The organism is Glycomyces mayteni, from assembly GCF_042428885.1.
GTDB classification, from domain to species: domain Bacteria; phylum Actinomycetota; class Actinomycetes; order Mycobacteriales; family Micromonosporaceae; genus Glycomyces; species Glycomyces mayteni.
On the sequence record NZ_JBHMBP010000003.1, the window covers coordinates 160,953 to 187,333 of the forward strand.

The 26,381-nt window shown below is 71.8% G+C and carries 23 protein-coding genes; 13 read left to right on the forward strand and 10 right to left on the reverse strand.

All coding sequences use genetic code 11. The features are described from left to right. Positions 1–92: 92 nt before the first annotated feature. From ACFFXY_RS13305 to ACFFXY_RS13330, 6 genes are all read left to right on the forward strand, one after another. Entirely contained in the window at positions 93–1,769 is a 1,677-nt protein-coding gene (locus ACFFXY_RS13305) for a DUF885 domain-containing protein (protein ID WP_382351039.1), read from the forward strand. Between the two features lie 368 nt (positions 1,770–2,137). Then, positions 2,138–3,631 (forward strand): pyridoxal phosphate-dependent decarboxylase family protein, encoded by a 1,494-nt coding sequence (locus tag ACFFXY_RS13310; RefSeq protein WP_382351042.1) that lies wholly within the window; start codon positions 2,138–2,140, stop codon positions 3,629–3,631. Continuing rightward, positions 3,628–4,902, forward strand: a complete 1,275-nt coding sequence (locus tag ACFFXY_RS13315; RefSeq protein WP_382351045.1) for a lysine N(6)-hydroxylase/L-ornithine N(5)-oxygenase family protein — start codon at positions 3,628–3,630, stop codon at positions 4,900–4,902. Before ACFFXY_RS13310 ends, ACFFXY_RS13315 begins: the two co-directional genes overlap by 4 nt. Further along, a complete protein-coding gene (locus tag ACFFXY_RS13320) occupies positions 4,899–5,486 on the forward strand; it encodes a GNAT family N-acetyltransferase (protein WP_382351047.1) in 588 nt (195 codons plus the stop codon). Before ACFFXY_RS13315 ends, ACFFXY_RS13320 begins: the two co-directional genes overlap by 4 nt. After that, positions 5,483–7,243, forward strand: coding sequence for an IucA/IucC family protein (locus ACFFXY_RS13325; protein ID WP_382351050.1), 1,761 nt, complete (start codon positions 5,483–5,485; stop codon positions 7,241–7,243). Before ACFFXY_RS13320 ends, ACFFXY_RS13325 begins: the two co-directional genes overlap by 4 nt. A gap of 139 nt (positions 7,244–7,382) precedes the next feature. After that, complete coding sequence (locus tag ACFFXY_RS13330; RefSeq protein ID WP_382351053.1) at positions 7,383–8,150, forward strand: SDR family NAD(P)-dependent oxidoreductase; 768 nt, start codon at positions 7,383–7,385, stop codon at positions 8,148–8,150. Positions 8,151–8,190: 40 nt separating this feature from the next. Here ACFFXY_RS13330 and ACFFXY_RS13335 read toward each other — a convergent pair whose 3' ends face one another. Together ACFFXY_RS13335 and ACFFXY_RS13340 are read right to left on the reverse strand one after the other, a co-directional pair. Continuing rightward, on the reverse strand, positions 8,191–9,462 hold the full coding sequence (locus ACFFXY_RS13335) for an MFS transporter (RefSeq protein ID WP_382351055.1): 1,272 nt from the start codon (positions 9,460–9,462) through the stop codon (positions 8,191–8,193). Positions 9,463–9,537: 75 nt separating this feature from the next. Further along, positions 9,538–10,848, reverse strand: a complete 1,311-nt coding sequence (locus ACFFXY_RS13340; RefSeq protein WP_382351057.1) for an aminotransferase class I/II-fold pyridoxal phosphate-dependent enzyme — start codon at positions 10,846–10,848, stop codon at positions 9,538–9,540. A gap of 49 nt (positions 10,849–10,897) precedes the next feature. On the opposite strand from ACFFXY_RS13340, the gene ACFFXY_RS13345 reads away from it, so the two are divergent. Further along, positions 10,898–11,515, forward strand: coding sequence for a pyridoxamine 5'-phosphate oxidase family protein (locus ACFFXY_RS13345; protein WP_382351060.1), 618 nt, complete (start codon positions 10,898–10,900; stop codon positions 11,513–11,515). Between the two features lie 164 nt (positions 11,516–11,679). Here the strand turns inward: ACFFXY_RS13345 and ACFFXY_RS13350 are convergent, their stop codons facing one another. From ACFFXY_RS13350 to ACFFXY_RS13370, 5 genes are all read right to left on the reverse strand, one after another. Further along, positions 11,680–12,549: a ThuA domain-containing protein gene (locus tag ACFFXY_RS13350; protein WP_382351062.1), complete on the reverse strand. Its 870-nt coding sequence runs from the start codon at positions 12,547–12,549 to the stop codon at positions 11,680–11,682. Between the two features lie 67 nt (positions 12,550–12,616). After that, on the reverse strand, positions 12,617–13,510 hold the full coding sequence (locus ACFFXY_RS13355) for a M23 family metallopeptidase (protein ID WP_382351065.1): 894 nt from the start codon (positions 13,508–13,510) through the stop codon (positions 12,617–12,619). A 117-nt stretch (positions 13,511–13,627) separates the two neighbouring features. After that, on the reverse strand, positions 13,628–14,425 hold the full coding sequence (locus ACFFXY_RS13360; RefSeq protein ID WP_382351068.1) for an ABC transporter permease: 798 nt from the start codon (positions 14,423–14,425) through the stop codon (positions 13,628–13,630). A gap of 9 nt (positions 14,426–14,434) precedes the next feature. Continuing rightward, entirely contained in the window at positions 14,435–15,262 is an 828-nt protein-coding gene (locus ACFFXY_RS13365) for an ABC transporter permease (RefSeq protein ID WP_382351071.1), read from the reverse strand. Then, positions 15,259–16,212, reverse strand: a complete 954-nt coding sequence (locus ACFFXY_RS13370) for an ABC transporter ATP-binding protein (RefSeq protein WP_382351074.1) — start codon at positions 16,210–16,212, stop codon at positions 15,259–15,261. Before ACFFXY_RS13370 ends, ACFFXY_RS13365 begins: the two co-directional genes overlap by 4 nt. Before the next feature lie 228 nt (positions 16,213–16,440). Here ACFFXY_RS13370 and ACFFXY_RS13375 point away from each other — a divergent pair, with 228 nt between their 5' ends. After that, on the forward strand, positions 16,441–17,490 hold the full coding sequence (locus ACFFXY_RS13375) for a fatty acid desaturase family protein (protein ID WP_382351077.1): 1,050 nt from the start codon (positions 16,441–16,443) through the stop codon (positions 17,488–17,490). Positions 17,491–17,541: 51 nt separating this feature from the next. Here the strand turns inward: ACFFXY_RS13375 and dnaG are convergent, their stop codons facing one another. Beyond that, positions 17,542–19,407 carry a DNA primase gene (gene dnaG, locus ACFFXY_RS13380; RefSeq protein WP_382351080.1) on the reverse strand — a complete coding sequence of 622 codons (1,866 nt, stop codon included), beginning with the start codon at positions 19,405–19,407 and terminating at the stop codon, positions 17,542–17,544. A gap of 342 nt (positions 19,408–19,749) precedes the next feature. On the opposite strand from dnaG, the gene ACFFXY_RS13385 reads away from it, so the two are divergent. Beyond that, complete coding sequence (locus tag ACFFXY_RS13385; RefSeq protein WP_382351082.1) at positions 19,750–22,377, forward strand: hypothetical protein; 2,628 nt, start codon at positions 19,750–19,752, stop codon at positions 22,375–22,377. Positions 22,378–22,557: 180 nt separating this feature from the next. Beyond that, the gene (dusB, locus tag ACFFXY_RS13390) at positions 22,558–23,721 is read left to right on the forward strand and encodes a tRNA dihydrouridine synthase DusB (RefSeq protein ID WP_382351084.1); all 1,164 of its coding nucleotides are present in this window, start codon (positions 22,558–22,560) and stop codon (positions 23,719–23,721) included. A gap of 94 nt (positions 23,722–23,815) precedes the next feature. Here dusB and ACFFXY_RS13395 read toward each other — a convergent pair whose 3' ends face one another. Together ACFFXY_RS13395 and ACFFXY_RS13400 are read right to left on the reverse strand one after the other, a co-directional pair. After that, positions 23,816–24,067: a type B 50S ribosomal protein L31 gene (locus ACFFXY_RS13395; RefSeq protein ID WP_106361994.1), complete on the reverse strand. Its 252-nt coding sequence runs from the start codon at positions 24,065–24,067 to the stop codon at positions 23,816–23,818. Then, positions 24,064–25,368: a CobW family GTP-binding protein gene (locus ACFFXY_RS13400; protein WP_382351087.1), complete on the reverse strand. Its 1,305-nt coding sequence runs from the start codon at positions 25,366–25,368 to the stop codon at positions 24,064–24,066. Before ACFFXY_RS13400 ends, ACFFXY_RS13395 begins: the two co-directional genes overlap by 4 nt. Before the next feature lie 63 nt (positions 25,369–25,431). On the opposite strand from ACFFXY_RS13400, the gene rpmB reads away from it, so the two are divergent. The 3 genes from rpmB to ACFFXY_RS13415 all read left to right on the forward strand — a co-directional run bounded on the left by rpmB (position 25,432) and on the right by ACFFXY_RS13415 (position 26,371). Further along, positions 25,432–25,668: a 50S ribosomal protein L28 gene (gene rpmB, locus ACFFXY_RS13405; RefSeq protein ID WP_382351090.1), complete on the forward strand. Its 237-nt coding sequence runs from the start codon at positions 25,432–25,434 to the stop codon at positions 25,666–25,668. 1 nt (position 25,669) lies between these two features. Beyond that, positions 25,670–25,975, forward strand: coding sequence for a 30S ribosomal protein S14 (rpsN, locus tag ACFFXY_RS13410; protein ID WP_382351093.1), 306 nt, complete (start codon positions 25,670–25,672; stop codon positions 25,973–25,975). Positions 25,976–26,164: 189 nt separating this feature from the next. Beyond that, positions 26,165–26,371, forward strand: coding sequence for a hypothetical protein (locus ACFFXY_RS13415; protein ID WP_382351096.1), 207 nt, complete (start codon positions 26,165–26,167; stop codon positions 26,369–26,371). Positions 26,372–26,381 lie beyond the last annotated feature (10 nt).

Below are 26,381 nucleotides of genomic sequence, written 5' to 3' on the forward strand. Positions count from 1 at the left end.
CGCCGCCAAGTTAGCCGGGCCCGGAACGCTTGCTTGCCGGGCGGCTAGCGGGGGCAGTAGGGTCGGGGCACCTCAGAATCGGAAAGGTGCACATGGGCGATCCGCAGCTCGCTGCGCTGGCGCAGCGGTACTTCGACTTTCATCTGGCCGACAACCCCATGTCGGCGAGCTTCTACGGGATTCCCGGCTACGACCACCTCTTGGGCGACCCGAGCCGGGACGGCGACGCGGTGCGCCTCGCCCACCACGCGGAGGTCCGCGAGGGCCTCGCCGCGATCGACGCGGCGTCCCTGGAGGGCCAGGACCGGATCACGCACTCGATGCTCGGGCGGCTCGTCGACGACCAGTCCGCGGTGATCGAGGCGCGCCTGGGCGAGGTCGCGCTCAGCAACACCATCAGCGGGCCCGTCACCTCCATGCTGTCCTCGCTGCCGCGCCAGAGCCTCGACACCGAGCAGCGCAGCCGCGACTACCTCGTCAGGCTCGGGAAGCTCGGCGACCACTTCGACGCGGTTCTGGACCGGTACCGGCAGGCCGGGGCCGAAGGGCGGCACCAGACCCGGAGCGGCGTGCTCGGGGTCGTGGAGCAGGTGGGCGATTACCTTGCGACCGATATAGAACGAGACGTCCTCGCCGCGCCGGTGCCGTCCGGAGTGGACGCCGACGAGTGGCGCGCCGAGGCCCGCGCGCTCGTCGCGGAGCGGGTCCGGCCCGCGCTCGCGCGGTGGCGCGAGGCCCTGGAGTCGGAGTTCCTGCCCCTCGCCCGCGGCGACGAGGCCGTCGGCGTGTGCAACGTGCCGGGCGGCGAGGAGGGGTACCGGGCCGCCTCGCGGCAGTTCACCACCACCGACCTCGACCCCGAGGCGGTGCACCGGATCGGGCTCGAAGAGGTCGAGCGGAACCGGGCCGAGTTCGCCGAGATCGGGGCCCGCGAGCTGGGCACCGGGGACGTCGCCGAGGTCGTGGACCGGCTGCGCAGCGACGCCTCGCTGCGGTACGACACCGCGGAGGAGATCGTCGCGGACGTGACCGGGGCGCTGCGCCGGGCCGAGGCTGCGCTCCCGGCGGCGTTCCTGGAGTACGACTTCGCGCCGTGCTCGGTCGAGGTCATCCCCGAGCACGCGGCCAAGGGCTCGACCCTCGCGTACTACACCGTCCCGGCCTCCGACGGGTCGCGGCCGGGCACGCACTGGGTGAACACCTATGCGCCGCAGACGAGGTCGCGGTACGAGTACGAGGCGCTCGCATTCCACGAGAGCGTCCCCGGGCACCACCTCCAGTTCGCGCTGGGCCAGACCCTGAAGGACCTGCCGCAGTTCCGCCAGTTCGGGTACGTGACGGCGTTCGGCGAGGGCTGGGGCCTGTACACCGAGCGGCTGTGCGACGAGATCGGGCTCTACAGCGGCGATCTGGCGCGGCTCGGGATGGTCTCGTTCGACGCGTGGCGGGCCTGCCGGCTCGTGGTGGACACCGGGATGCACGCGTTCGGGTGGTCGCGGGAGAAGGCCGTGCAGTACATGCGCGACAACACCGCCCTGTCCGAGGTGAACATCGCCAACGAGGTCGACCGGTACATCGCCTGGCCCGGCCAGGCCCTCGCGTACATGATCGGCCGCAGGCACATCCAGGGCCTGCGCGCCAAGGCCGAGCGGGAGCTGGGGGACGGGTTCGACCTGCGGCACTTCCACGACCGCGTCCTCAGCAGCGGGTCGATCCCGCTGGAGACGATGACGGGCGTCGTGGACGCCTGGATCGCGGAGGGCCGGTAGTCCCCCGAGCGCTGTCGGATCGCTGACAGACAGCGACCGGACGGTCCTAGATGATGTGAACGCGGCGGCGACTCCCCCCGGGCGCCGCCGCGATCTTCTTCCACCGCCGCCGCGCGGACGGCGGACCGGCTGCGGCGCAGCATGTCCCGTCCCTCCACAATGGAGGTAAGACGGCGTTGGCCGCAATTTCACGCAAAAGCCGATTAGCGGCCGTTCCAGCAGAGAACCGTGGAGAACATCACCATTCGGGATGACCCCTTTCGCTCTTCGTGAGCTTAGGTTAGCCTAACCTACACGCTCCCCGGGTTCCCGTCCGCGTCGTTCCACAACGCCGCACTCCGCCGTCCCTCCAAGAAAGGTGACCCTCCGTGCCGACAAGCGCCGACCTCCGTCCGGCCCCCGCGCCGCTCGACCGCACCGCTCCCCCGGCCCTCCTCGGCCGCGACACGGCGACCGCCTACCGCGGCCTCGTCGCCGACGTCGCCGCCCGCCTGGCCGAGCGGTTCGCCGCCGTCGAGCGGCCCTGGACCGGAGCCGCACCGGCGGACCTCGCTCCCGCCGTCGCGGCCGTGGACCTCGACCGGCCCCTGGAGTCCTTCGAGGCCGCGTTCGAGGAGGTCGGCGGGCTCTACCTCGACGACGCCGTCTGGTTCCACCACCCGCGCTACCTCGCCCACCTCAACTGCCCCGTCGCGCTCCCGGCCGTCGCCGCCGAGACCGTCCTCGCGGCCGTGAACACCTCCGTGGACACCTGGGACCAGAGCGCCGGGGGCACCCTCATCGAGCAGCGGCTCATCGAGTGGACCGCGCGGCGGATCGGCTTCGGCGCGAGCGCCGACGGCGTGTTCACCTCCGGTGGGACGCAGTCGAACCTGCACGCGCTGCTCCTCGCCCGCGAAGAGGCCGTGGAGGCCGTGCTCCTCAAGCACCGCGTCGAGTCCGGGACCCCGCTGCGGGGCGTCGAGGTCCTGCCGCGCCTGCGGTTCTTCGCCTCCCCGCACTCGCACTTCTCGGTCGTCAAGGCCGCCAGGCTCCTCGGGCTCGGCGAGGAGGCGGTGGTGACCGTGCCCGCCGACGACTGGTTCCGCATGAACCCCGCGGCCCTCGACGCCGCGATCGAGACCTGCCGCGAGCAGGGGGACGTGCCCGCCGCGGTCGTCGCCACCGCCGGGACCACCGACTTCGGGTCCGTCGACCCCCTCGGGCCGATCGCGGAGATCGCCGCCGCGCACCGGGTCTGGCTGCACGTGGACGCCGCGTACGGGTGCGGCCTCCTCGTCTCGCTGGAGCACCGCGCGCTCCTCGACAGCGCCGCGCACGCGGACTCGGTCACCGTGGACTACCACAAGTCGTTCTTCCAGCCCGTCAGCTCCTCCGCGCTCATCGTCAAGGACCGGGCCGCGCTTCGCCACGTCACGCACCACGCCGACTACCTCAACCCCGCCGAGGGCGCGCTGCCGAACCAGGTGGACAAGAGCCTCCAGACCACGCGCCGCTTCGACGCGCTGAAGCTGTGGATGACACTGCGCACCTTGGGGCCCGACGCCGTCGGCGCCATGTTCGACCGGGTCTGCGCGCTCGCCGACGAGACCTGGGACTGGCTCGCCGCCGACCCGCGCTTCGAGGTCGCCGCGCCGCCCTCGCAGCTCTCGACCGTCCTGTTCCGGCTCGCGGGCGCCGACGACGACCGGCACCGCCTCGCCCGCGAGGCCCTCGCCGCCTCCGGGGAGGGCATGGTCGCCGCGACCCGCGTCGAGGGCCGCATCGCCCTCAAGCTCACCCTGCTCAACCCCGAGACGTCCCTTGAGGACGTCGTCCCGGTGCTGGAGGCGCTCGCGCGCCACGGCAAGGAGGCCAAGTGACCGTCCGCGACTTCATCGGCATCGGCCTCGGGCCGTTCAACCTCGGGCTCGCCGCGCTCACCGGCCCGCTCGACCTCGACGGGCTGTTCCTGGAGCGCAAGCCGAACGTCGACTGGCACCCCGGGATGCTCATCGAGGGCACCACCATGCAGGTCCCGTTCATGGCCGACCTCGTGACGCTCGCCGACCCGACCTCGCCGTACTCGTTCCTGAACTACCTCAAGGAGACCGGGCGGATCTACCCGTTCTACATCCGCGAGTCGTTCTTCCAGCTCCGCGCCGAGTTCCAGGACTACCTGCGCTGGGCCGCGAAGCGGATGGACGGCCTGGAGTTCGAGCGGGAGGTCACCGCCGTGGCCTGGGAGGAGGGCGCGTACGCCGTCACCTCCGAGGGGCCGGGCGGGACGCGCACCGACCGCGCCCGGCGCCTGGTGCTCGGCACCGGGACGCCGCCGTGGGTGCCGCCCGCGTGCCGGGAGCTGGAGTCCGGGACCGTATGCCACGCCTCGTCCTATCTGGAGCACCGCGAGAAGCTCAAGGGCTGCAAGTCGATCACCGTGGTCGGCTCGGGCCAGTCCGCGGCCGAGATCTACCGGGACCTCCTGGGCGGCATCGAGGAGGGCGGGTACGAGCTCAACTGGGTGACCCGCTCGCCCCGGTTCTTCCCGCTCGAATACACGAAGCTGACGCTGGAGATGACCAGCCCGGAGTACGTGGACTACTTCCACGGTCTCCCGGCGGCGAAGCGCGACGAGCTCAACCAGGCCCACAAGGGGCTCTACAAGGGCATCAACGCGGAGCTCATCGACGACATCTTCGACGTGCTGTACGAGAAGCGGTTCACCATGGGGTCGGTGCCCACGCGCCTGTTCACCAACTGCACCGTCGAGAAGGCAACCGGGAGCGGGAGCGTGCGGCTCGGTGTGCGCCAGCACGAGCAGGACCGGAGCTTCGAGCTGGTCACCGAGGGCCTGGTGCTCGCCACCGGCTACAGTTACCGCGTTCCGGCCTTCCTCGACCAGGTCCGGGACCGGCTCCGCTTCGACGCGACCGGCCGCCTGGAGCCCCGCCGCGACTACAGCGTCGACAAGGCGGGCGCGGGCGAGGTCTTCGTGCAGAACGCCGAACTCGCGACCCACGGGTTCACCGCCCCCGACCTGGGCATGGCCGCCCACCGCAACTCCTGGATCATCCGGTCGATGACCGGCCGGGAGGTCTACCCCATCGAGCAGCGAATCGGCTTCCAGGAGTTCGGAGCACCCACGCCATGATCACCGCGACCGCCCCCAAGTCCTTCTACCACCTGCATCCGAGCCTCGGCGACTTCGGGCTGCGCCCGGTCGACCCGCCGACCGACTCGCCGCTGCTGCACGAGTGGGTCACGCACCCCAAGGCGCGCTACTGGATGATGCAGGACGCCGCCGTGGCCGACGTGCTCGCCGAGCACGAGTCCATCCAGGACGATCCGCACCACTTCGCGTACATGGGGCTGTACCACTACCGGGCCCGGTTCCTCGTCGAGGTCTACGACCCGGCCCACTCGGAGCTGGCGTCGGTGTACGACCCGCTGCCGGGCGACGTCGGCATGCACGTGCTCACGGCCCCCACGGACAAGCCGATCCCCGGGTTCACGCGCGGCGTCATGACCGCGGTGATGCACCTGCTGTTCGACGGGTTCCGCGCCGAGCGCGTCGTGGTCGAGCCCGACTCCGGCAACGAGGCCATCCACCGGCTGAACGCGTTCGCCGGTTTCAGTCCCGAGAGGACGGTGGCGCTCAAGGACAAGGAGGCGCTGCTGAGCTTCTGCACCCGCATGGACTTCGAGCGGTCCGAAGCCAAAGGAGTGAACGCGTGAGCGCGATCGACCACCTGACCCCGGCCCTGTGGGGCCGGGCCACCCGCAACCTGCTGGCCAAGGCCATCGGCGAGTTCGCCCACGAGCGGCTGCTCGTGCCCGTCAGGGACGGGGAGGCTTACGTGCTCAACGCCTCCGGCGAGCGGTACCGGTTCACCGCGCGGCGGTTCAAGCTCGACCACTGGGTCGTGGACCCGGACTCGCTGGAGCGGACCGGCGCCGGCGGCGCGGCCCTCGAACCGGACGCGGCCGCGTTCTTCCTGGCGTTCAAGGGCGAGCTGGGCCTGAGCGACACCGTGCTGCCGGTGTACCTCGAAGAGGTCGCCGCCACCGTCAACCGCGGGGCGTTCCAGCTCGCGGAGGACCAGCCGACCGCCGCGGCGCTCGTGGGCGCGGGCTTCCAGGCGATCGAGGCGGCCATGACCGGCGGGCACCCGTGCTTCGTGGCCGGGTCGGGGCGGCTCGGGTTCACCTCGGAGGACTACCGGGCCTACGCGCCCGAGGCCGGGGCGGGCGTGCGGCTCATGTGGCTCGCCGCGAGGCGCGAGCACGCGATGTTCGCGGCCTCGCCGGAGCTGGACTTCCAGTGGCTCCTCGACACCCAGGTCGACGCCGACTCCCGCGAGTACTTCGCGTCGGTGCTCACCGACCGCGGACTGTCCTACGAGGACGTGTACCTGATCCCGGTGCACCCGTGGCAGTGGCGCAACAAGATCTCCGTGACGTTCGCGCCCGAGATCGCCGCCGGGCGGCTCATCCCCCTCGGCGAGGGCCACGACGAGTTCCAGGCGCAGCAGTCGATCCGCACGTTCTTCGACCGCACCGAGCCGGGCCGCGACTACGTCAAGACCGCCCTGTCGGTCCTGAACATGGGCTTCATGCGGGGCCTGTCGACCGAGTACATGGAGGTCACGCCCGCGATCTGCGACTGGGTGGCCGACCTCGTCCACGGCGACCCGACCCTGAAGCGCCACGGCGTCACGGTCCTGCGCGAGCGGGCCGCCGTCGGGTACCGGCACCCCGCCTACACGGCCGGGGCGCCGAAGGGCTCCCCGTACCGGAAGATGCTCGCGGCGCTGTGGCGCGAGAGCCCGGTCCCCAAGCTGGCCAAGGGGGAGCGCGCGGCGACGATGGCCTCGCTGCTGCACGTCGACCGCGACGGCAGGCCGTTCGCGTCGGCGCTCATCCGCCGCTCGGGCCTGCGCCCGGCCGACTGGCTGCGCGGGTACCTCGACGCGTACCTGGTGCCGCTCGTCCACTGCCTGTACCGGTACGGGCTGGTGTTCATGCCCCACGGCGAGAACATCATCCTGGTGCTCAAGGACGGGGCCGTGGAGCGGGTGTTCCTCAAGGACATCGGCGAGGAGTGCGCGGTCCTGGAACCGGCCACGGAGGTGCCCGAGGCGATCGGGCGCATCCGGGCCGAGGTGCCCGACGGGGTGCGGGCGCTGTCGATCCTCACCGACGTGGCCGACTGCTTCCTGCGGTTCCTCGCCGGAATCCTGCACATTGACGGGGTGCTCAGCGAGGACGAGTTCTGGCGGATCGCCGCGGAGGCGCTCAAGGACTATGAGAAGTCCCACCCCGAGCTGGAAGCAGCCTTCGCGCGGTTCCCGCTGTTCGAGGACGCGTTCCCGCTCTCGTGCCTGAACCGCTTGCAGCTCAAGGACAACCAGCAGATGGTGAACATCGAGAACCAGGAGGAGAGCCTGATCTACGCGGGCCGCCTGGACAATCCTCTATCCGCCTGGCGTTAGACGTGCTCGGCACCGCGGGCGGGGCGAAGTGCCGCGCCCGGTGGATCCGCGGTGCTCACCGCGGAAGGCCCGACCGGCGGGGCGGCCCCCGCCGGTCGGACGTGGACCGGACGAGACACGGCAGGTCAAAATGAACGGCATGCAACTCAACAGTCCTGTCCTCATCACCGGAGCGAGCCACGGCCTCGGCCAGGCCACGGCCGAACTCCTGGCCTCCCAAGGCGTCCCGCTGGCACTGTGCGCGAGGAACGCCGCCCCGCTCCACGAGTTCGCGGCGAAGCTGCGCGCCGAGTACGACGTGCAGGTCGCCTCGCGCGCGCTCGACGTCAACGACGCGGAGCTGCTGGTCGACTTCGTGCACGAGGCGGGCCGGCGCCTCGGGGACCTCGGCGGGGTCGTCGCGAACGTCGGCGGCGCCCGCGGCCGCAGCCTCGCCGACACCGAGCCCGACGACTGGGCCTACACGCTCAACGTCAACGTCGTGAACGCCATGACCGTGCTCAAGGCGGCCCTGCCGCAGCTGCGGCGCCGCGGCGGCGCGGCCGTGCTGGTCTCCTCGATCTCCGGGTCCAAGCCCTCCCCCGGCCTGGCGTACGGCTCCACGAAGGCCGCGCTCAACCACGCCGCGACGATCCTCGGCCGCGAGCTGGGGCCGACGGGCGTGCGCGTCAACGCGGTCGCGCCCGGGTCGATGCTCATCCCCGACCGCAACTGGGACCGGCTGCGCGTGGCGGACCCCGGCCGCTACGAGGCGTTCCTCGACGAGTTCCCCGCGAAGGAGCTGGTGGACCCCAAGGACGTGGCGGAGGTCATCTCGTTCCTCTTGTCGGACAAGGCGAGAGCGGTGAACGGCGCCGTCGTGCCGGTCGACGGCGGCCAGAACGCGCCCAGCGCCTACGGCTACTGAATGCTATATCCTATATCCTATATCCTATAGGATATAGGCCTTAAGCGGATTCCTCGGCGGGCTTCGGGCCAGCGAAGCCGCCCATGAGGAACGGGACGACGCACAGCGCCACGACGGCGCAGAAGACGCACAGGATGCCGTAGCCCCAGTACTCCACGATCGGGCCCGAGGCGATGCCCGCACCCATGGCCGCCAGGCCCATGACCAGGTCCGAGAAGCCCTGCGTGGACGGACGCTGCGCCGGGGTGACCGCGCCGGTGACGAGCGCGGCCGAGCCCACCGTCATCGCGGACCAGCCGAGGCCGAGCAGGACCAGCCCGATGCTGATGCGCACGTGGTCGTCCGCGGGCGCCGAGCCCGCGACCGCGCACGCCGCGACGAGGACCGCGGTGCCGCCCACCAGGACCGGGCGCGAGCCGTGGCGGTCCACGAGGCGCCCGACGACCGGCGCGAGGGCGTACATGCCGCCGATGTGGAGGCCGAGGATCACGCCGACGACGGTGAGGGCCTGGTCGGGGTCGGCCATGCCGTGCCTGATGTGCAGGGCCGTCATCGCCATGACGCCGACCATGACGAAGTGTCCGAGGGCCGCGGCGACGACGCCGGTGCGCACGGCCGGGTTGGCCTTCGCGGTGCGGTACCCGTCGGCGATGGAGCGGCGCGGCGCGTCGGTCTCGCCGCTGATCCGGCGGGCGGTGAGCAGCGGGTCGGGGCGCAGGAACACGCCGATGACGGCGGCCGTGACGACGCACAGGACGCCGATCGCGGCCATCGAGCCGACGTACTCGGGGCCGCCGAACCAGTCGGCCCAGGCGCGCTCGGCGAGCCCGGCGACCGAGGGGCCGACGACGGAGCCGAGCGTGGTGGCCCACACGACGATCGCCAGGTGGGAGCCGCGGCGCGCTTCGGGCGCGAGATCGGCTGCGGCGTAGCGGGACTGGAGTCCGGCGAACGAGGCCGAGCCGAGCAGGAAGTAGCCGAGGACGGCGACCACGGCGTTGTCGAGGTGGATCGCCGTGATGATGACCAGGGTGCCGAGGACGGCGCACGCGTAGCCGAAGGCGAGGCCGCCGCGGCGGCCGTACCGCTCGGTGATGCGCACGGCGGGGACCACGACGAGCGCGGAGCCGCCGACGAAGAGGCTCTGCGCGAGGCCCGCGTACGTCGAGGAGTCCGTCATGTCCTCGATGAGGAGGGCGCCGACGGCGATGCCGATGCCCACGGCGAGGCCGCCGAGCACCTGCGTGGCGAAGAGGGTCCGCAGGACCCGCTTCTGGATCTGGGTCGTGTCCGGCTGTGCAGTAGCGGTCACGGGGTGTCCTTTCTGGAGTTGTCGGCCGGATCGGGTGGTTCGGCCGTGCCGGGCCTGAGGAGGGCCCGGACCCGGTCAGACCGGTGGTGCGGCCGGACCGGAGGCGTAGGCGATCGCGTCGGCGACCGCGGGGGCGGCGTCGGGTTCGAGGCGGGCCGTGCTCACCCGGATGCCCTGGTCGCCGTGGAAGGAGAAGCCGCGGCCGGGGGCGACGGCGTACCCGGCGTCGCGCAGGGAGACGACCGCGGCCGTCTCGTCGGCGACGGGCACCCACAGGTTGAGGCCGGAGGTCCCCCACGTCGCGATCCCGCGGGCGGCCAGGGCCTCCCGCAGCGCGGTCTGGCGCTCGACGTAGGTGCGCCCGGCCCGGCGGATCGTCTCGGCGACGCCGTCGTCGGTCCACGCGGCGATCACGAAGTGCTGGAGGAGCCGCGAGACCCAGCCGTGGCCGAGGGCCATGCGGCCCTGGACGCGGGCCTTGGTGTCGGCGTCGGCGGCGACGAGGGCGGTGCGCAGGTCGGGGCCGTAGGGCTTGGAGACCGAGCGGACGAACATCCACCGGTCGGCGGCGTCGGCGACGAAGTGCAGCGGCGTCTGCGACAGCTCGGCCCAGTGGTCGTCCTCGATGACGAAGACGCCCCGGTGGCGGGCGATCACGTCGCGGAGCTGCTGCGCGCGTTCGGCGGAGACCGTTGCGCCCGTGGGGTTCTGGCCCCGCGAGGTGAGGATGAACGCGCGGGCGCCTGAGGCGAGCGCCGTGTCGAGCTGGCCGGGGAGCGGGCCCTCGCCGTCGATGGCGATCGGCGCGACCTGGTACCCGGCGGCCAGGAGGAGGTCGCGGCCGCTGGCCCAGGTGGGCTCCTCGATCGCGATGGTGTCGCCGGGTTCGAGGCGGGCGGCGAGGCCGCGCTCGAACGCGTCGAGCGCGCCGGAGGCGACGGTGAGCTCGCCGCGGACGCCGTCGGCGGCGAAGCGGTCGCGGGCGAGGTCGAGCAGGTCGGGGCAGGGGCCGCCGTCCCGGTAGTTGCCGCCGCTGATCTCGACCTTCCCGCGCAGGAGGCTCAGGTCGGGCAGGAGCGCGGGGTCGGGCTCGCCGGAGACGAGGTCGCGGACCCCGGCGGGGACGGTGAGCGTGCCGACGGGCGTGAACGCGGACCGCTGGCGCACGAAGGTGCCCGCGCGGCCGCCGGTCTCGACCACGCCGCGCTCGCGCAGCCGCCGGTAGGCGGAGGCGACGGTGCCGGGCGCGACGCCGAGGTCGGCGGCGAGTTTGCGGACGGGGGGCAGGGTGCGGCCGGGCGCGAGCTCGCCGGAGCGCACGCCGGCCTCGACGCTGGCGGCGATCTCGGTTGCCGCGGCACCGGTGATCTGATACTGTACCGACATAACTCAAGTATTGTATCAGTACAGAAAATCCAGATGGGAGCCCCCCTCGATGTCCACCCTCGAATGCCCCTCCACCGGCCGGTTCGAGCAGACGGAGCGCACGACGCCGAAGCGCTCGCGCGAGCGGGTCACCTACGAGCGGGCCGAGTCCTACCGGGTCCTCGACGAGGCGCTGTTCTGCGACCTCGCGTTCGTCGGCCCCGACGGCGCGCCCCGCATCCTCCCGACGTTCCATGTGCGCGTGGGCGACACGCTCTACGTCCACGGCTCCACCGGCGGGAGCATGGGTCTGGGCGCGCGCGGACCGTTCCCGGTCACGGTGAGCGCCACCGTGGTCGACGGGCTCGTGTTCTCCAAGTCCTGGTTCCACCACTCGATGAACTACCGGAGCGTGGTCGTGCACGCCGAGGCCCGGCTCGTGGAGGACGGGGATGAGCGATGGAACACGTTCAAGGCCCTCATCGACCGGTTCGCGGAGGGGCGCTCCGAGCGGTCGCGCGAGGCCAGCGAGAAGGAGAACGCGATGTCCGCCCTGCTCGCGATCCCGCTCGAAGAGGTCTCGATCAAGCAGCGCTCGGGCGGGCCGAAGGAGGAGCCCGAGGACGAGGACCTGCCCTTCGAGAACGGCGTCGCGAATGTGCGAACCCTGGTGACCGGGCGGTTGTAGACTCCGATCCGCGCGGTGCCGGACGCGGCTCGGCCCCCTGGGCCGTATGGGCGCTCCGGGGGTGATGAGCGGGTCGTGGGAACTTCTTGCTCCGAGCGGTCCGGCACCGTGCGCGAGACGAGAGAAGGGCGGGCCTTAGGGCCCGCCCTTTCCGCTTGCGGTGCTCAAGTGCCGGCGCTCTGGGCGGCTTCGGCCTCTTCCTCGCGCCGGGTCTCGTCCTTGTCCAGGCGCCACACGGCGATCGAGCCGCCGCCGGCGACCGCGACGACGAAGAACGCGAACGTCCAGGTGTAGGGCCATTCGGGGGCCGCGTCGTCGGAGTTCTGGAGGAGCACGCCCTCTTCGCCTGCGGCCCACCAGATGGCCTGGCGGATGAGCTGGAGGAAGTCGCGGTCGCCCCAGGTCTTGCCCTCGCCGCCCGGGGAGGCGTAGAACGCGCGGTGGTCCTCGGAGCTCCAGGCGACCGGGTCGCCCGAGCCGAGCTGCGCGAGGATCGTCGAGTCCGGTTGCACCGGTTCGGGATCGAAGAAGTACCAGCGCTCGTTGAGGGTGAGGTCCTCGTCCAGGCCGTCGGTGATCGGCGAGCCCGAGTTGAAGGAGACGTCCTGGTCGGTGGCGGGCTCCTGCGGCGGCGTGAGCGCCGTGGCGCCGATGAGCTCGCCGTAGAAGTTCCAGTCCGGTTCGCTGAGCGCGGCCGCGTTCGTGGCGACGAACCCGCCCCCGCGCGTGATGAACGACTGGAGCGACGCCTCCTGCGACTGGTCGAGGATGTCCGCGCCGGTGTTGACGAACACGACCACGTCGACCTCGCCGAGGTCCTCCAGGTCGGCGGGCTCCCCCTCGGTGAGGGTGAAGTTCCAGCGCCGCGCCTCCATCTGGAGGCGCTCCACGGCGTAGTCGGCCACGTCCCGGGCCTCGGCGCCGGTCGTCAGCACCAGGACCTGCGGGCCGGACGCGGCGAAGGCCGCGGAAGGGGCGAAGGCGGGCGCGCAGGCCATCACGACGACGATGCACAGTCGCAGGAGGGTTCTCACGCGCCCACCCTATCGGCGAAGCTTGCGAGCCGATCAATTGGCACGGTGGGCTTCGCTCTGCGGCGGGTCAGCCGCAATGGCTCCAGCCGCTCGTCCAGGTGGTCGAGCCGACCGAGCCGCCCCATTTGACGCAGGTGTTGGGGGCGGACTTCTTGACGGGGCCGGCGTAGTAGGAGAAGTTGCCGGAGTCCTTCGTGGTCGTGCCTCCCTCGGCCTGGAGGGTCGCGGAGACCGCGGAGGCGGTGCCGACGCTGGTGTACTTCAGGGTCACGACGCAGTTGTAGCCGTTGGAGCTGTTGTACATCAGGAAGATGGCGCCGACCGAGCCGAGGGCGTGCTGGTTGATCTGGGAGTAGCCGGAGCCGCAGACCTCGCCCGGGGTGTACGGGTTGCCGCCGCCGGAGCAGCCGTTGGAGGAGGTGACGGCCTTCTTGGAGCCCAAGGGGACCGAGACGCCCTCGACGACGGGGCTGACGACGCTGCCGCTGGCGTTGCGCTGCTCGTAGTGGAGGTGGGGGGCGGTGGAGCCGCCGGTGGAGCCGACGGTGCCGATGATGGTGCCCTGGGAGACGGACATGGAGGAGCCGGGGGACTTCACCTGGGTGGCGAGGTGGGCGTAGCGGGTCTGGGTGCCGTCGGAGTGGACGACCTTGACCCACCGGCCGTAGCTGGTGCTGCCCTCGTTGTAGAAGTAGGCGGTGCCCGCGGCGGTGGCCCGGACGGTCTCGCCGTTGATGGCGTCGGACCCGTAGGTCTGCCAGTCGATGGAGTTGCTCGGGTTGTGCCCGCCCGACCAGTTGTTCGCGTAGAACGTCTTGTTGCAGTTGAACGGGCTCTTGTGGGAGACGGCCTGCGCCGTGAAGTCGTCGGCGTTCGAGACCAGGGTCGGCGCGAAGGAGGCGGCGACCGCGGTGAGGAGCGCCGCGACGAGGAGTGCGATTCGTCGGTTTCGGTGTCTCATAAGGGGAACGTACCGAAGATTTCCTTCGTTGTGAAGATCACATCTGAAGAAAACTTTCTTACAAACAGGTCAGCCGCGCCCCCGCGGACGGGGGCGCGGCCTGCTGCTTGACCACTGCTACTTATACAGAGCCCGTGCAAGTCGGCGCTGCGCGATCCACATGCCGCCCACCGCGAGGGCGAGCAGGTACCCGATGTGCACCAGCATCATCGGGCCGAGCTGGCCGAGGCTGATGCCGCGGACGAGCTCGATGCCGTGGTAGAGCGGCATGACGTAGACGATCGGCTGGGCGAACGCGGGGTACGCCTCGACGGGCGTGAACGTGCCGCCGAACAGGAACATCGCGAAGACGACGGCGTTCATCCAGTCGAAGTCGGTCCAGTCGCGGAAGAGCGTGGCGAGCGTGAGGCCGATCCCGGCGAACGCCAGCGCGATGAACACGCACGCGGGGATCGCCAGGAGGGCCCACCAGGAGTCGAGGAGTCCGAAGAGCCCCATGACGACCACGAACGCGCCGATGTAGGTGAAGCCGCGGATGAGGGCCCACCAGACCTCGCCGAGGGCGACGTCCCAGGGGCGCAGCGGGGTGTTGAGGATGCCGTCGTAGACCTTCATCCACTTGAACTTGGCGAACACGTTGATGGAGGTCTCGGCGAGGACGCCCATCATGGCGGCGTTCGCGAGGATCGCGGGCGCCACGTAGGCGGTGTAGGAGACGGTGGTGCCGTTGGGGAGCGTGATGTCCCCGACGAGGGCGCCGACGCCGAATCCGAAGGCGAACAGGAACAGCAGCGACTCGACGGCGCCGGAGAGGATGAGGATCCAGGCGCGGCGCATGGCGACCCAGTTGCGGTTGAGCAGGGCCCCGGAGTTGCGGAGGCCGGCGCGGGCGGCGCCGTAGGCGATGACGGACACGCGGACTCCCTAGAAGTTGAGGCGTCGCTCGATGACGCGGCGGGCGGCGAACCACCCGGTCACGGCGAGCAGCGCGAGGTAGGCGATGTGGGCGTAGGGGGGCAGCGCGGGCGCGACGTCGGCGGTGGCGGCGCGGGCGAGCTCGGTGCCGTGCCACAGGGGCGAGATCCACACGAGCGGCTGGAGGAAGCCCGGCATCTGGTCGGCGGGGAAGAAGACCCCGGAGAACAGGGAGATGGGCATGACGGCGAACCGGAAGATCATGTTGAGGTTCGAGTCGTTCTTGAGCGTGGAGGCCCAGGCGTGCATCCAGGGGGCCATCGCGGCGGAGACGAGGGCGGCGGCGATGACGGCGAACGCGGCCCACCAGGAGGCGTAGACGCCGAAGAACGCGAGGACGACCGCGACGATGGTGCAGTTGGTGAAGGGGCGGAACAGGACCGCGTACGCGAGGTGGCCGTTGAGGATGTCGACGGGGCGCAGCGGGGTGGCCCGCTGGGCGAGGTAGCCGCCGCCCCAGTCGGCGTAGCCGCCGAAGACGGGGAAGACCATGTCGTTGCCGAGCATCATGACGGCGACGGAGCAGATGAGGCCGGGGGCGATGAACGCGGCGTAGTCGAGGCCGCCGAGGGACGACGGGTCGATGTAGGCGCCGACGCCGATGCCGATGGACACCATGTAGAGGACCGGCAGGAGCACGGAGGTGAAGACCGTGCCGTGCCAGACGTGCTTGAAGAGCGCGAGCTGGAGGGTGAAGGCGCGCCAGGCGCCGGTGAGGGCGGTGGGGGCCTCGCGGTCGGCGGCGGTCGCGGGTTCGGTGGTGGTCGCGGTGGTCACGCCTCGTCCTCCACGAGGGCGCGGCCGGTGAGGCGCAGGAAGACGTCTTCGAGGGTGGCGCGGCGGGCGAGGACCGAGGACGGGTGGATGTCGCGGGCTTCGAGGGCGGCGCTGGTGTCGTCGGCGTCGTCGGTGTAGACGAGGATCTTGTCGGGGAGGGGCTCGATCTGGGCGCCGACGCCGTCGAGGGTGTGGGCGAGGGCGGCGAGCTCGGCGGTGTGGGCGGTGCCGAAGCGCAGTTCGACGACCTCTTTGGTGACGTGGGTGTCGATGAGCTCGCGGGGGGAGCCGGAGGCGATGATGCGGCCCTCGTCCATGACGACGAGGCGGTCGCAGAGCTGCTCGGCCTCGTCCATGTAGTGGGTGGTGAGGAGGATGGAGACGCCGCGGTGCTTGAGCTGGAAGAGGCGCTCCCAGACGAGGTGGCGGGCCTGGGGGTCGAGGCCGGTGGTGGGCTCGTCGAGGATGACCAGTTCGGGGTCGTTGATGAGGGAGCGCGCGATGGCGAGGCGGCGCTGCATGCCGCCGGAGAGGTCGGAGACCTGGTCCTTGGCGCGGGCGGTGAGCTGCACGAAGTCGAGGAGTTCGGTGGCCTTGGCGCGGGCGGCCTTCTTCCTGATGCCGAAGTACCCGGCGTAGACGACGAGGTTCTCGAAGACGGTGAGCATGTCGTCGAGGGTGTTGTCCTGGGGGACGACGCCGAGGCGGGCGCGGATGGCGGGGCCTTCGGTGTGCGGGTCGCGGCCGAAGACCTCCAGGGTGCCGCCGGTGGGTTGCGAGACGCAGCCGATCATCCGCATGGTGGTGGACTTCCCGGCCCCGTTGGCGCCGAGGAAGCCGAACGCCTCCCCGCGGCGGATGGCGAAGTCGACGCCGCGCACGGCCTCGTGCTCGCCGTAGCTCTTCCGCAGGTCGGCGGCGCTGACCAGGATCTCGTTGTCATCAGGCATGCCTTCGAGCCTAGATCCCTCATGTGACATCGTTCCACTCCTTACTCTTCGTGTGGCCCCTTACGCGATCCGGAGCCGTCCCTTACGCTGCGCTGCCCCAAGCTGGGAGCCGGCTGGGAAAGGTAGGGCAAGCACTACCTTTTTTGACGGGTCAGCGGTAGCGACTTGCGGGCTCGGAACCGGAAGGCTTAAGGGGTCGAGCACAACCCCGACAGATCGGAAGCTTCCATGACGCTCACCGCCGAGGCCCCGCAGCGGACCGGCAGCGATTTCGCCCAGCTGTCCAAGCGCATCAGCGCGGCCGGGCTCATGAACCGCCGCCCCGCGTACTACGTCATCCGCTTCGCCCTCACGGGCGCGGTGTTCATCGGGGGCTGGGTCGCGTTCGCGCTCATCGGGAACACCTGGTGGCAGCTCCTGACGGGGGTGTTCCTCGCGATCGTGAGCGCGCAGGTCGCGTTCCTCGGCCACGACCTGGCGCACCGCCAGGTGGTGCGCAGCCGCTCGGCGTCGCAGAAGATCGGCTGGTTCACCGGGAACCTCGCCAACGGCATGGGCTACGGCTGGTGGAACGACAAGCACAACCGCCACCACGCGAACCCCAACCACGAGGAGCTCGACCCCGACGTGGCTCCGGGCCTGTTCGTGTGGTCGAAGCGCCAGGCGGGCTTCGCGCAGGGCATCGCGACCTGGTTCGGCAAGTACCAGGCGCAGCTGTTCTTCCCGGTCCTCACCCTGGAGGGCCTGAACCTGAACTGGTCGGGCATCAAGTCGGTCCTCAAGCCGGGCCTGAAGAACCGCGGCATGGAAGCCCTGTTCCTGGCCCTGCACTGGGCCGCGTACCTGACGATGGTCTTCATGTTCCTGTCCCCGGGCAAGGCCGTCGTGTTCATCCTGGTGCACAAGGCCGCGTGGGGCGTGTACATGGGCTCGGTCTTCGCGCCGAACCACAAGGGCATGCCGACGTTCGTGGGCGACACCGAGCTGGACTTCCTCCGCAAGCAGGTGCTGACCTCCCGGAACGTCAAGGGCGGCTGGTTCACCGACTTCGCGCTCGGCGGCCTGAACTACCAGATCGAGCACCACCTGTTCCCGGCGATGCCGTCGGTGCACCTGAAGTACGCGCAGCCGATCGTGGAGCAGTTCTGCAACGAGAAGGGCATCCCCTACCACGCGACGGGCCTGATCCAGTCGTGGAAGGAAGCCCTCGGCGAGCTCCACGCCCACGGCGAGCCGCTGCGCAACCCGCGTCCGCAGCCGGTCAAGGCCGCGCTCTAGCGCCTCTCTGAGTCTTCAAGGCCGCTCCCGGCGACGGGGGCGGCCTTTCGGCTACTCGAAGGCGTTCGCGGCCTGGTCGCGCAGGGACCGCACGTGCTGTTCGAGGCCCATGAGCTGCCCGAACAGGGTCATGTACTGGTCCTTGTCGGTGCTGGGGTTGATGCGCTGGAGGCGGCGCTTGAGGTCGGCGACCTCGGCTTCGACGACGGGCCGCTGGATGCGGGCGAGGATCGTGCGCACGTACAGCGCGTCCGGTTCGCCCGCGAGCCGCAGCTCCTCGACGGCGAGTTCGGAGACGAGGGCCCCGGCGGCGATCTCGGCGCACGCGGCCTGGACGGCGGCGACCCAGTTGGGTCCGGCCGTCGCGTGCGCGGCGCCCCCGGCGGCGGCGACGGCCTCGCGCACGGCCCGGTAGTTCGGGTCGGTGTAGGGCGCGGCGTCCACGGCGTCGAAGTAGGGCCCGGCGATCTGCGGCTGCTGCAACGCGACCTTGAGGACCTCGCGCTGGGCGCGCAGCTGCATCGAGTCGACGCGGGCCTCGCGCCGCGGCTGCGGCGGGGCCTCGGCGGGGGCCTGCCCGGCGGCGGCGCCCTGGACGGCGCGGCGCAGCTCGGCCTTCTCCTTGCCGAGGCGACCGGCGTACACGCCGAGGTACTCCTCGACGAGGCCGCGGTCCTTGACGCGCGCGAGCAGCGGCGCGATCGCACGGGTGGCGTGGAGGCGGCCCTCGGCGGTGTCGAGGTCGTGCTTGGCGATGGCGCGCTCGATCGCGAACTGCACGAGCGGCGTGTGCCGCTCGATGAGCTCGCGCACGGCGGTGTCGCCCGCGGACTGGCGCAGCTCGCACGGGTCCTGCCCGCCCGGGGTGACCGCGATGTACGTCTGCGAGACGAACCGCTGCTCCTCGTCGAAGGCCTTCAGGGCGGCCCGCTGGCCCGCCTCGTCGCCGTCGAACGTGAAGATGATCCGCCCGTCTGCGGACTCGGAGTCGAACAGGAACCGGCGCAGCACCCGGATGTGCTCGGCGCCGAACGCGGTGCCGCAGGTGGCGACGGCCATCGGCACGCCCGCGAGGTGGCAGGCCATGACGTCGGTGTACCCCTCGACGATCACGACCCGGCCGGTCTTCGCGATCTCCTTGCGCGCCAAGTCGATCCCGTAGAGCACCTGCGACTTCTTGTACAGGGGCGTCTCGGGCGTGTTCAGGTACTTCGGGCCCTGGTCGTCGTCGAAGAGCTTGCGCGCCCCGAAGCCGATCACCGCGCTGGACGAGTCGCGGATCGGCCACACGAGGCGGCGGCGGAACCGGTCGATGAGGCTGCCGCTGCGAGAGGGCTTCGCCAGGCCCGCCTGGGTCAGCTCCTCGGCGGTGAAGCCCTTGGCGCGCAGGTGCTTCGCGAGCGCGTCCCACGCGTCGGGCGCGTACCCGCAGCCGAAGGTGGCCGCCGCGTCCCGGTCGAAGCCGCGCGCGGACAGGAACTGCCGCGCCGTCATCGCCTCGGGCGACAGGAGCTTCCCGGTGTAGAACTCGGCGGCGGCGGTGTGCGCGTCGAGGAGCCGCTGCTTCATGCCGGGCGCGCCCGAGGGGCCGCGCTGCACGCGCCCGTCGACGTCCTCGTACGTGAGCTTCAGCCCGGCCTTGCCCGCGAGCCGCTCGACCGCCTCCACGAACGTGAGCCCGTCGAGCTCGGTGAGGAACGTGATGGCGTCGCCGCCCACGCCGCAGCCGAAGCAGTGGTACACGCCGCGCGCGGGGGTGACGTTGAAGCTCGGGGAGCGCTCGTCGTGGAAGGGGCACAGGCCCTTGAGGTTGCCGCCGCCCGCGTTGCGCAGGGTGACGCGCTCGCCGATGACCTCGGCGATGTCCACCCGCTCGCGCACGAGCTGGATGTCGGCGTCCCGGATTCGCCCCGCCACTGTTCACCTCTTTCGCTGCCTTCACCATTCTGCCCGGTGGGTCCGACACCGCGGCGGCGGACGCGGCGGTTGTGAGGCGGCCGGGCGACACGCCCGCGGCGAAGGTCACGTCCCCTTCGGGCATCCCCGAACCGCTTGTCGCCGAAGAACATCCAGGTGGAGGCCCCGCTGTACCATGTTCCTCGACAACATCTTTCCCGACCACGCCTCACGGTTGCGCGTCCCGATCAGCTAGAGTCGCCTATCATGCCGGACCCATCGCCCGAGCAGCCGCCCTCCTGGCCTCCCACCAGCGAACCCGCGGCCACACCCACGAATCCGCCCCGAATCACCGCGCGCGGGGTGGGTCACCTGCCTTCCGCAGCGCCGGAGGAAGAGGCGTCGTCCGATCCCCGTCCGCCCGCGGGCCCGAACCTGTTCGGCGACCCCGCGGCCCGCGACGACCTCGACCCCGAAGCGCGGCGGAACGAGTGGGCGGCCGACCTCGGCGGCGGCGAGCCGCCGCGCGTCGGCGAAGTCCGTGGGACGCTCTTCGAGACCCCGGGCGCGCCCGCGAGCGCGCCCCCGCAGCAGCAGGGCGACTGGGGCGAGTCCGCCGACTGGCCGCCCCGCTCGAACCAGGACTGGATCTCCCAGCAGGGCCACACGCCCCGCGGCCTCTCCGGCGGCGGCGCGGCGTGGCCCCCGCCGGGCGTCCCGGGCCAGGCCGGACCCGCCGACCCGGGCGCCGCCCCCGCGTCCGGGCCGGGCTTCAACGCGCTCGACCCGCAGCAGGGCGGGAGCCTGGAGTTCCCGGAGCTGCGCGCCGACCCGTACGAGGCCGACGTGTACGGCCAGACCCAGTACCGCGGCGACTCCGGCGGGCAGGACCTCTACCAGTCCGACCCGTACCAGGCCGACCGCCTCGCCGCGGAGGCCCAGGCCGCCCGCGAGGCGTACCAGGCCGAGCAGCAGCAGTACCAGGCCGACCCGTTCCCGGCCGCGCCCCAGGGCGCGTACCCCGAGCAGCCGCAGTACCAGGAGCAGGCCGCCTTCGGGCAGGCCCCGCAGGACGCCTACCAGGACCTGTCCCCGGCCCCGGGCGCGTTCGGCGAGCAGCAGCCCCAGGGCGCGTTCCCGGAGCAGGCGTTCGGCGACCAGCAGCAGTACGCGGAGCAGCAGCCCGCCGGGTTCCCCGAGGCCCCGCAGAGCGCCTACGGCGCCGAGCGGTTCCCCGCGGACGCCCCGCAGCCCTTCGGGGAGCAGGCCGCCGCCACCGAGACCGTCCCCGCCGAGGCCGTCCCCGCGCAGCGCCGCAGTGAGGAGACGGCCGCCGAGCCGGAGCCCTCGCAGGCCCCGCCGGTGCGCGCCGCGCCGCCGACGCACCGCGGCGTCCGCTACGCCATCTACGGCATCGGCGGTCTCATCACGCTCGGCCTCATCATCGGCATCGTCCTCATGCTGGGCGCGGCCCCGCCGAGCGAGCCGTCCAACCCCGGCGACGACTCCACCGACGGCGGCGCGAGCGAGAGCCCCGGCGCCGACGAGGCCCTGAGCGCCGAGCAGTACGCGCAGCTCGCCGGGGCCGCGGGCACCGCCGAGTGGTTCGCGTGGCGCTACGGCGAGGCCGGCGCCCCCTCGGGCGCCGAGGAAGTGGCCGCGACCGGCGGCGACGCCCTCGCCACCGCGCCGCTCCTGGGCGACGCGGACCGCAGCGTCCAGGGCCAGCTCGGATACCTCGCCGACGACGACGGGCTCAGCGGCGTCGACCACGTCACCGCCGTCGAGTCCACCGACGACCTCATCGGCCTCACGCCCCGCGCGGGCGGCCGGTTCTCCGAGGACGGCACGCCCGAACTCGAACTCCAGGAGGGCTCGACCGCCGAGTGCGTCGCCGGGCTCGGCGTGGACCTCGGCCGCCCGGTCGCGCTCGCGCGGCCCGAGCAGAGCGGCGAGGTCAGCGCCCACTCGGTGATCGCGTTCTCGTCCGGGGTCATCGCGACCGCGGGCATCTCGGGGGCGCAGGGCGGCACGTGCCTGCTCCTGCCCGACGGGCAGGTCCCGACCGACGTCGCGCTCACCGACGGGAACGAGCTGGCGCTCGTGACCACCTGGAACCCGGCGTCGCAGACCGGCGCGCTCGTGGTGATCGCCATGGGCGACAAGAGCGGCTCGTACTCGTCGAGCTGGTCGGAGTCCTACCCCGGCCTGCCCAACCCCGGGCACTTCGCCTCGGCGCAGGTCCTCGGGACCGTCGCGCTGCCGTTCACCGCGCCGACCTCGGTCGACGCGTGGTCGGACTCGTCCGGCTCGCTCGCGCTGGAGCGCGGGACCGTGGAGGACGGGGCGCACCGCGACACGGTCGCGGGCTCGGGGTACGCGGTCGTGGGCGACCTGAGCGCGAGCCAGGTCGCGGTCGTGGACCTGACCTCGACGCTCCAGGGGATCGCGGCGCAGTACTACGACGGCACGGCGCTCGCGTTCGACGCCGCCGCGGGCGAGGCGCTGCCGTTCGACGGCGGCGTGGCCGACGTCGCCGCCGCGGAGGCCGGTCCGGCCGTCGCGACGAGCGACGGGAAGGTCCACGAACTGGACCGGGAGCTCGCCGAGACCGCGGCGACGGACGTCGGGGCGAACCCGACGTGCCTGGTCGTGGGCGCGCAGAGCGGCCAGTTCATCGCGACGAGCCGCGGCGCGGGGACGATCAGCTGGGTCGCGGGCGGCGAGGTCGCCAAGCAGCTCGCGGACTCGCGCCTGACCGACCCGCTGTGCGCTTCGGAGACGCCCGCGCTCGACGTGAAGAACTACGCCGGGACCGCCGCGGTGGTCCTGGTCTCGGACTTCGAGGGCAAGAAGCTCCACGCCTACCTCGACGGCCAGGCGACGATCCCCGGCGGCGCGGCCGTCGGCGGCGACGGCTTCAGCTACGCGGGGGCCTACGACGTCGCCGGGAAGCCGTGGGCCGCCTCGGTCACGGTCGACCTGGAGTAGCGCCCGTTAAAAGCTTAAGGCCGTATACCGTCCCCAGCCCCCACCCTCCCAGAGGGGACCGTGGCCGCCAGCTTTGCTCGCGGGTCCGACAAGAATCGGGCCCGCGAGCGGTTTTGTCCCCCGAAAGAGGTCACGTCGCCGGGCATTGGCGCTCGCGCCGGGCGCTGGGATAATCGAGCGGTGACGAATCAGCTCTCGCTCGCGGGCAAGACCGTGTCCCCGCCCGTGGTCCTCGCCCCGATGGCCGGGATCACGAACCTGCCGTTCCGCAAGCTCTGCCGCGAGCAGGGCGCGGGGATCTACGTGTGCGAGATGATCACGACGGTGGCGCTCACCGAGCGCAACCCGAAGACGATGCGGCTCATCGAGTTCGACCCCGACGAGGAGACGCGCAGCCTCCAGCTCTACGGCGTGGACCCCGAGGGGGTGCGCAAGGCCGTGCGGATGGTCGTGGAGGAGGACCTCGCCGACCACGTGGACCTGAACTTCGGCTGCCCCGTCCCGAAGGTGACCCGCCGCGGCGGCGGGTCGGCGCTGCCGTGGAAGCGGCGGCTGTTCGAGGAGATCGTGACCGCCGCCGTGGACACCGCCGCGGAGCGGGGCATCCCCGTGACCGTGAAGATGCGCAAGGGCATCGACGACGACCACCTCACCTACCGGGAGGCGGGCCTGATCGCGCAGGACGCCGGGGTCGCGTGGGTGGCGCTGCACGGGCGCACCGCGGCCGAGCGGTACTCCGGGACCGCCGACTGGGACGCCATCGCCGACCTCAAGGAGCTCCTGGACGTCCCGGTGCTCGGCAACGGCGACGTCTGGGAGGCCGACGACGCGGTGCGCATGGCCGCCCAGACGGGCTGCGACGGCGTCGTGGTCGGCCGGGGGTGCCTGGGGCGGCCCTGGCTCTTCGGGGACCTGGAGGCGGCGTTCAGCGGGCGGCGGACGCGCCTCATGCCGTCCCTCGGGGAGGTCGCGAAGGTCATGCTGCGGCACGCGCAGCTCCTCGTGGAGTGGATCGCGGGCGCCGAGTCGTACGAGGCGCGGCGCAACATCGACGCGGAGGAGCACGGCTGCCGCGAGTTCCGCAAGCACGTCGCCTGGTACCTCAAGGGGTTCCCGGTCGGCGGCGAGCTGCGCCGCTCGCTCGCGATGGTCTCCACCTTGAACGAGCTGGAGGACCTGCTCGGGAAGCTCGACGCGGACGCGCCGTTCCCCGAGTCCACGATCGGCAAGCCGCGCGGGCGCACCAACTCCCCCGGCAAGGTCTCGCTGCCCGACGGGTGGCTCGACGACCGCGACGACCGGACGGTCCCCGTCGGGGCCGAGATCGACTCCTCCGGCGGCTGATCCGGATCGTGCATCCTATTTCCTATAGGATATAGGGTTCAGATACGACAGCAGGGCCTCCCGGTGCCGGGAGGCCCTGCTGCGGTCGCTGCCGCTACTTGCCCTTCTGGCCGTAGCGCTTGTAGAACTTGGCGACGCGGCCCTCGTCGTCCAGGACGCGGCTCTTGCCGGTCCAGAACGGGTGCGAGGCCGAGGAGATCTGGACGTCGATCACCGGGTAGGTCCGGCCGTCCTCCCACTCGACGGTCTCGGCCGAGGTGGCCGTGGACCGCGTGAGGAAGGCGAAGTCGGCGCCGCGGTCGCGGAAGACCACGTAGTCGTAGTTCGGGTGTATGCCTTGCTTCATTCCTCAATCCCTTCCTTGCCTTCGAGACAACCCTCGAACGGGTCCGCGTATTCCCGCCATGCGTCCGGTCCGGCGGCGGCCTCCTCGTCGGTGAGGAGGCACGCGTCGAGGACGGCGGCCAGCTCGTCGGCCGCGAAGTGCAGGCCGACGAACGCGAGCTGGATCTCCCGGTCGCCGTAGTCGGCGTCCCAGTGCAGGTCGGCGTTGACGCGGCGCTCGGGGCTCGACTCGTCCCACTCCGCGTCGGGGGTGGCCGCGAGCCAGCGCCCGAGGCCGCCCATGGAGACGCCGCCGCCGCTCGACTCCCACGCCGCGATCGCGTCGGGCTGGGACGCGAGCCACAGGTGGCCGCGGCCGCGGAGCGTGGTGCCCGCGATCTGCGGGAGGGCCGCGTGGAAGCGGGCGGGGTGGAACGGGCGGCGGGCCCGGTAGAGGACGGCGACGACGCCGCAGTCCGGTTCGGGCTCATGGCATCCGACGGCGTAGCCCTCCAGGCCGCGGCCGTAGGGCTCGGGGCCGTCGGGGTCGAAGCGGCCGCTGCGGCGCAGGCGGGCGGACAGCGCCGCCGCGTGCGCGGCGGACTCGGGGCCGGGGGCGGCGGGCTCGTCGTGGTCGGCGGCGAGGTGGCGGGCCCAGGGGTTGAGCCGCCGGAGGAGGACGGCGAGGCGGGTGTGCTCGTAGGTGTTGAAGGCGCTGTCGGCGGCGGTGCCGGGGGCCCAGAGGAGGACGGTGTCGGCGTACTCGATCTGGCGGGCGGCGGTGTCGGCGACGGTGCGGGCGTCGTCGGCGGCGGCGTGGAGGCCGCGGTCGGCGAGGTCCTGGTCGGAGTCGAGGGTGTCGAGGAGGGTCGCGGGGTCGCAGACGGCGACGACGGAGTCGATGCGGACGGCGTCGGCGACGGGCCTGCCGTCGATCTCGCACCAGGCGCACGCGGCGGTGACCGTGTCGGGCTCCATGGACGGCGGCAGGACCAGGGCGATGTCGGAGCCGGGCCGGTCGCGGGCGAGGCGCACGAGCGCCGGGAGGAGGTCGTCGCGGACGGTGCAGGAGAGGCACCCGTGGGCGAGGACGGTGCGCTCGTCCTCGACGGTCCCGCGGCCGTCGCGCACGGTGCGGCGGACGGCCCCGTCGGCGGCGAGCGCGGTGAGGTCGTAGCCGACGACGAGGAGGGTCGGGTCGGCGCGGGCGAGCAGGTCGGCGGCGGCCTCGACGGCGTCCGGGGCGAAGCCGGTGAGGAGGGTCAGGGCCGGGCGCAGGTCGGCGCGGGTGCCGGCGGGTCCGGGTTGTGCGAGCTGGGACATGGGACCTCCGATCTAACTGAAAACGATTGTCATTATAGTAGTGGTGATCGAGAGGAGTGCACCGTGTCCAGAACTTGCGACGTGACCGGGGCCGGGCCGGGCTTCGGCAACAACGTGCCGTGGTCCAAGCACAAGACCCGGCGCCGCTGGGACGTGAACTTGCAGACGAAGCGGTACTACCTGCCCAGTGAGGGGCGGTGGGTGCGGCTGCGCCTGTCCGCCAAGGGGATCAAGATCGTCGACCGCGACGGCGTCGAGGCCGTCGTGCAGCGCATGAGGAATGCGGGAAGGAAGGTCTGAGATGGCGAAGAAGAGCGCGATCGCGCGGCAGCGGCGGCGCGAGGTCCTGGTGGACCGGCACCGGGAGCGGCGGGCGGAGCTGAAGCGCCTGGTCGCGGCCCCGGGGACGCCGCCGCAGGAGCGGGCGGCGGCGGTGCGGGCGCTTCAGCGGCTCCCGCGGGACTCCTCGCCGGTGCGGCTGCGGAGCCGCGACGCCGTGGACGGGCGGCCGCGTGGCGTATACCGCAGGTTCCAACTGTCGCGTGTCCGACTCAGGGCGATGGCGCACCGCGGAGAATTGCCCGGAATACGGAAATCGTCCTGGTAGGAGCCTCACCTGAACGGTTGATAAGGCGACCCTGACCTGCACCCCCGGCGATCCATTGGCATGAAACCGTTATGTGCCCGTCGCCGGGGGGCGCTAACCTGGGCGGTGCGAGTGCGCTGTGAAACTGCTCTCAAGCCCGGAACCATGCGAGCCGTTTCTGCGTTTGACTCGGATAGAGACAAAGGAGCGATGAACGCAATGGTCCAGCAATTGGAGACCGCCCCGGCCGAGGCGCCCGAACCCGTCGAACTCTCGCACGAGGTCGAAGCCGCCGTACCGGCCAGCCCCGCGTCCCTCTGGGCGTCGGAGAGCCGCGGCCACTACTCCATCACCCACACCGACCGCGCCGCGGCGCCCGCGTGGGTCGACTGCGACTGCGTCATCCACAGCGACTGACGTTCCGGAC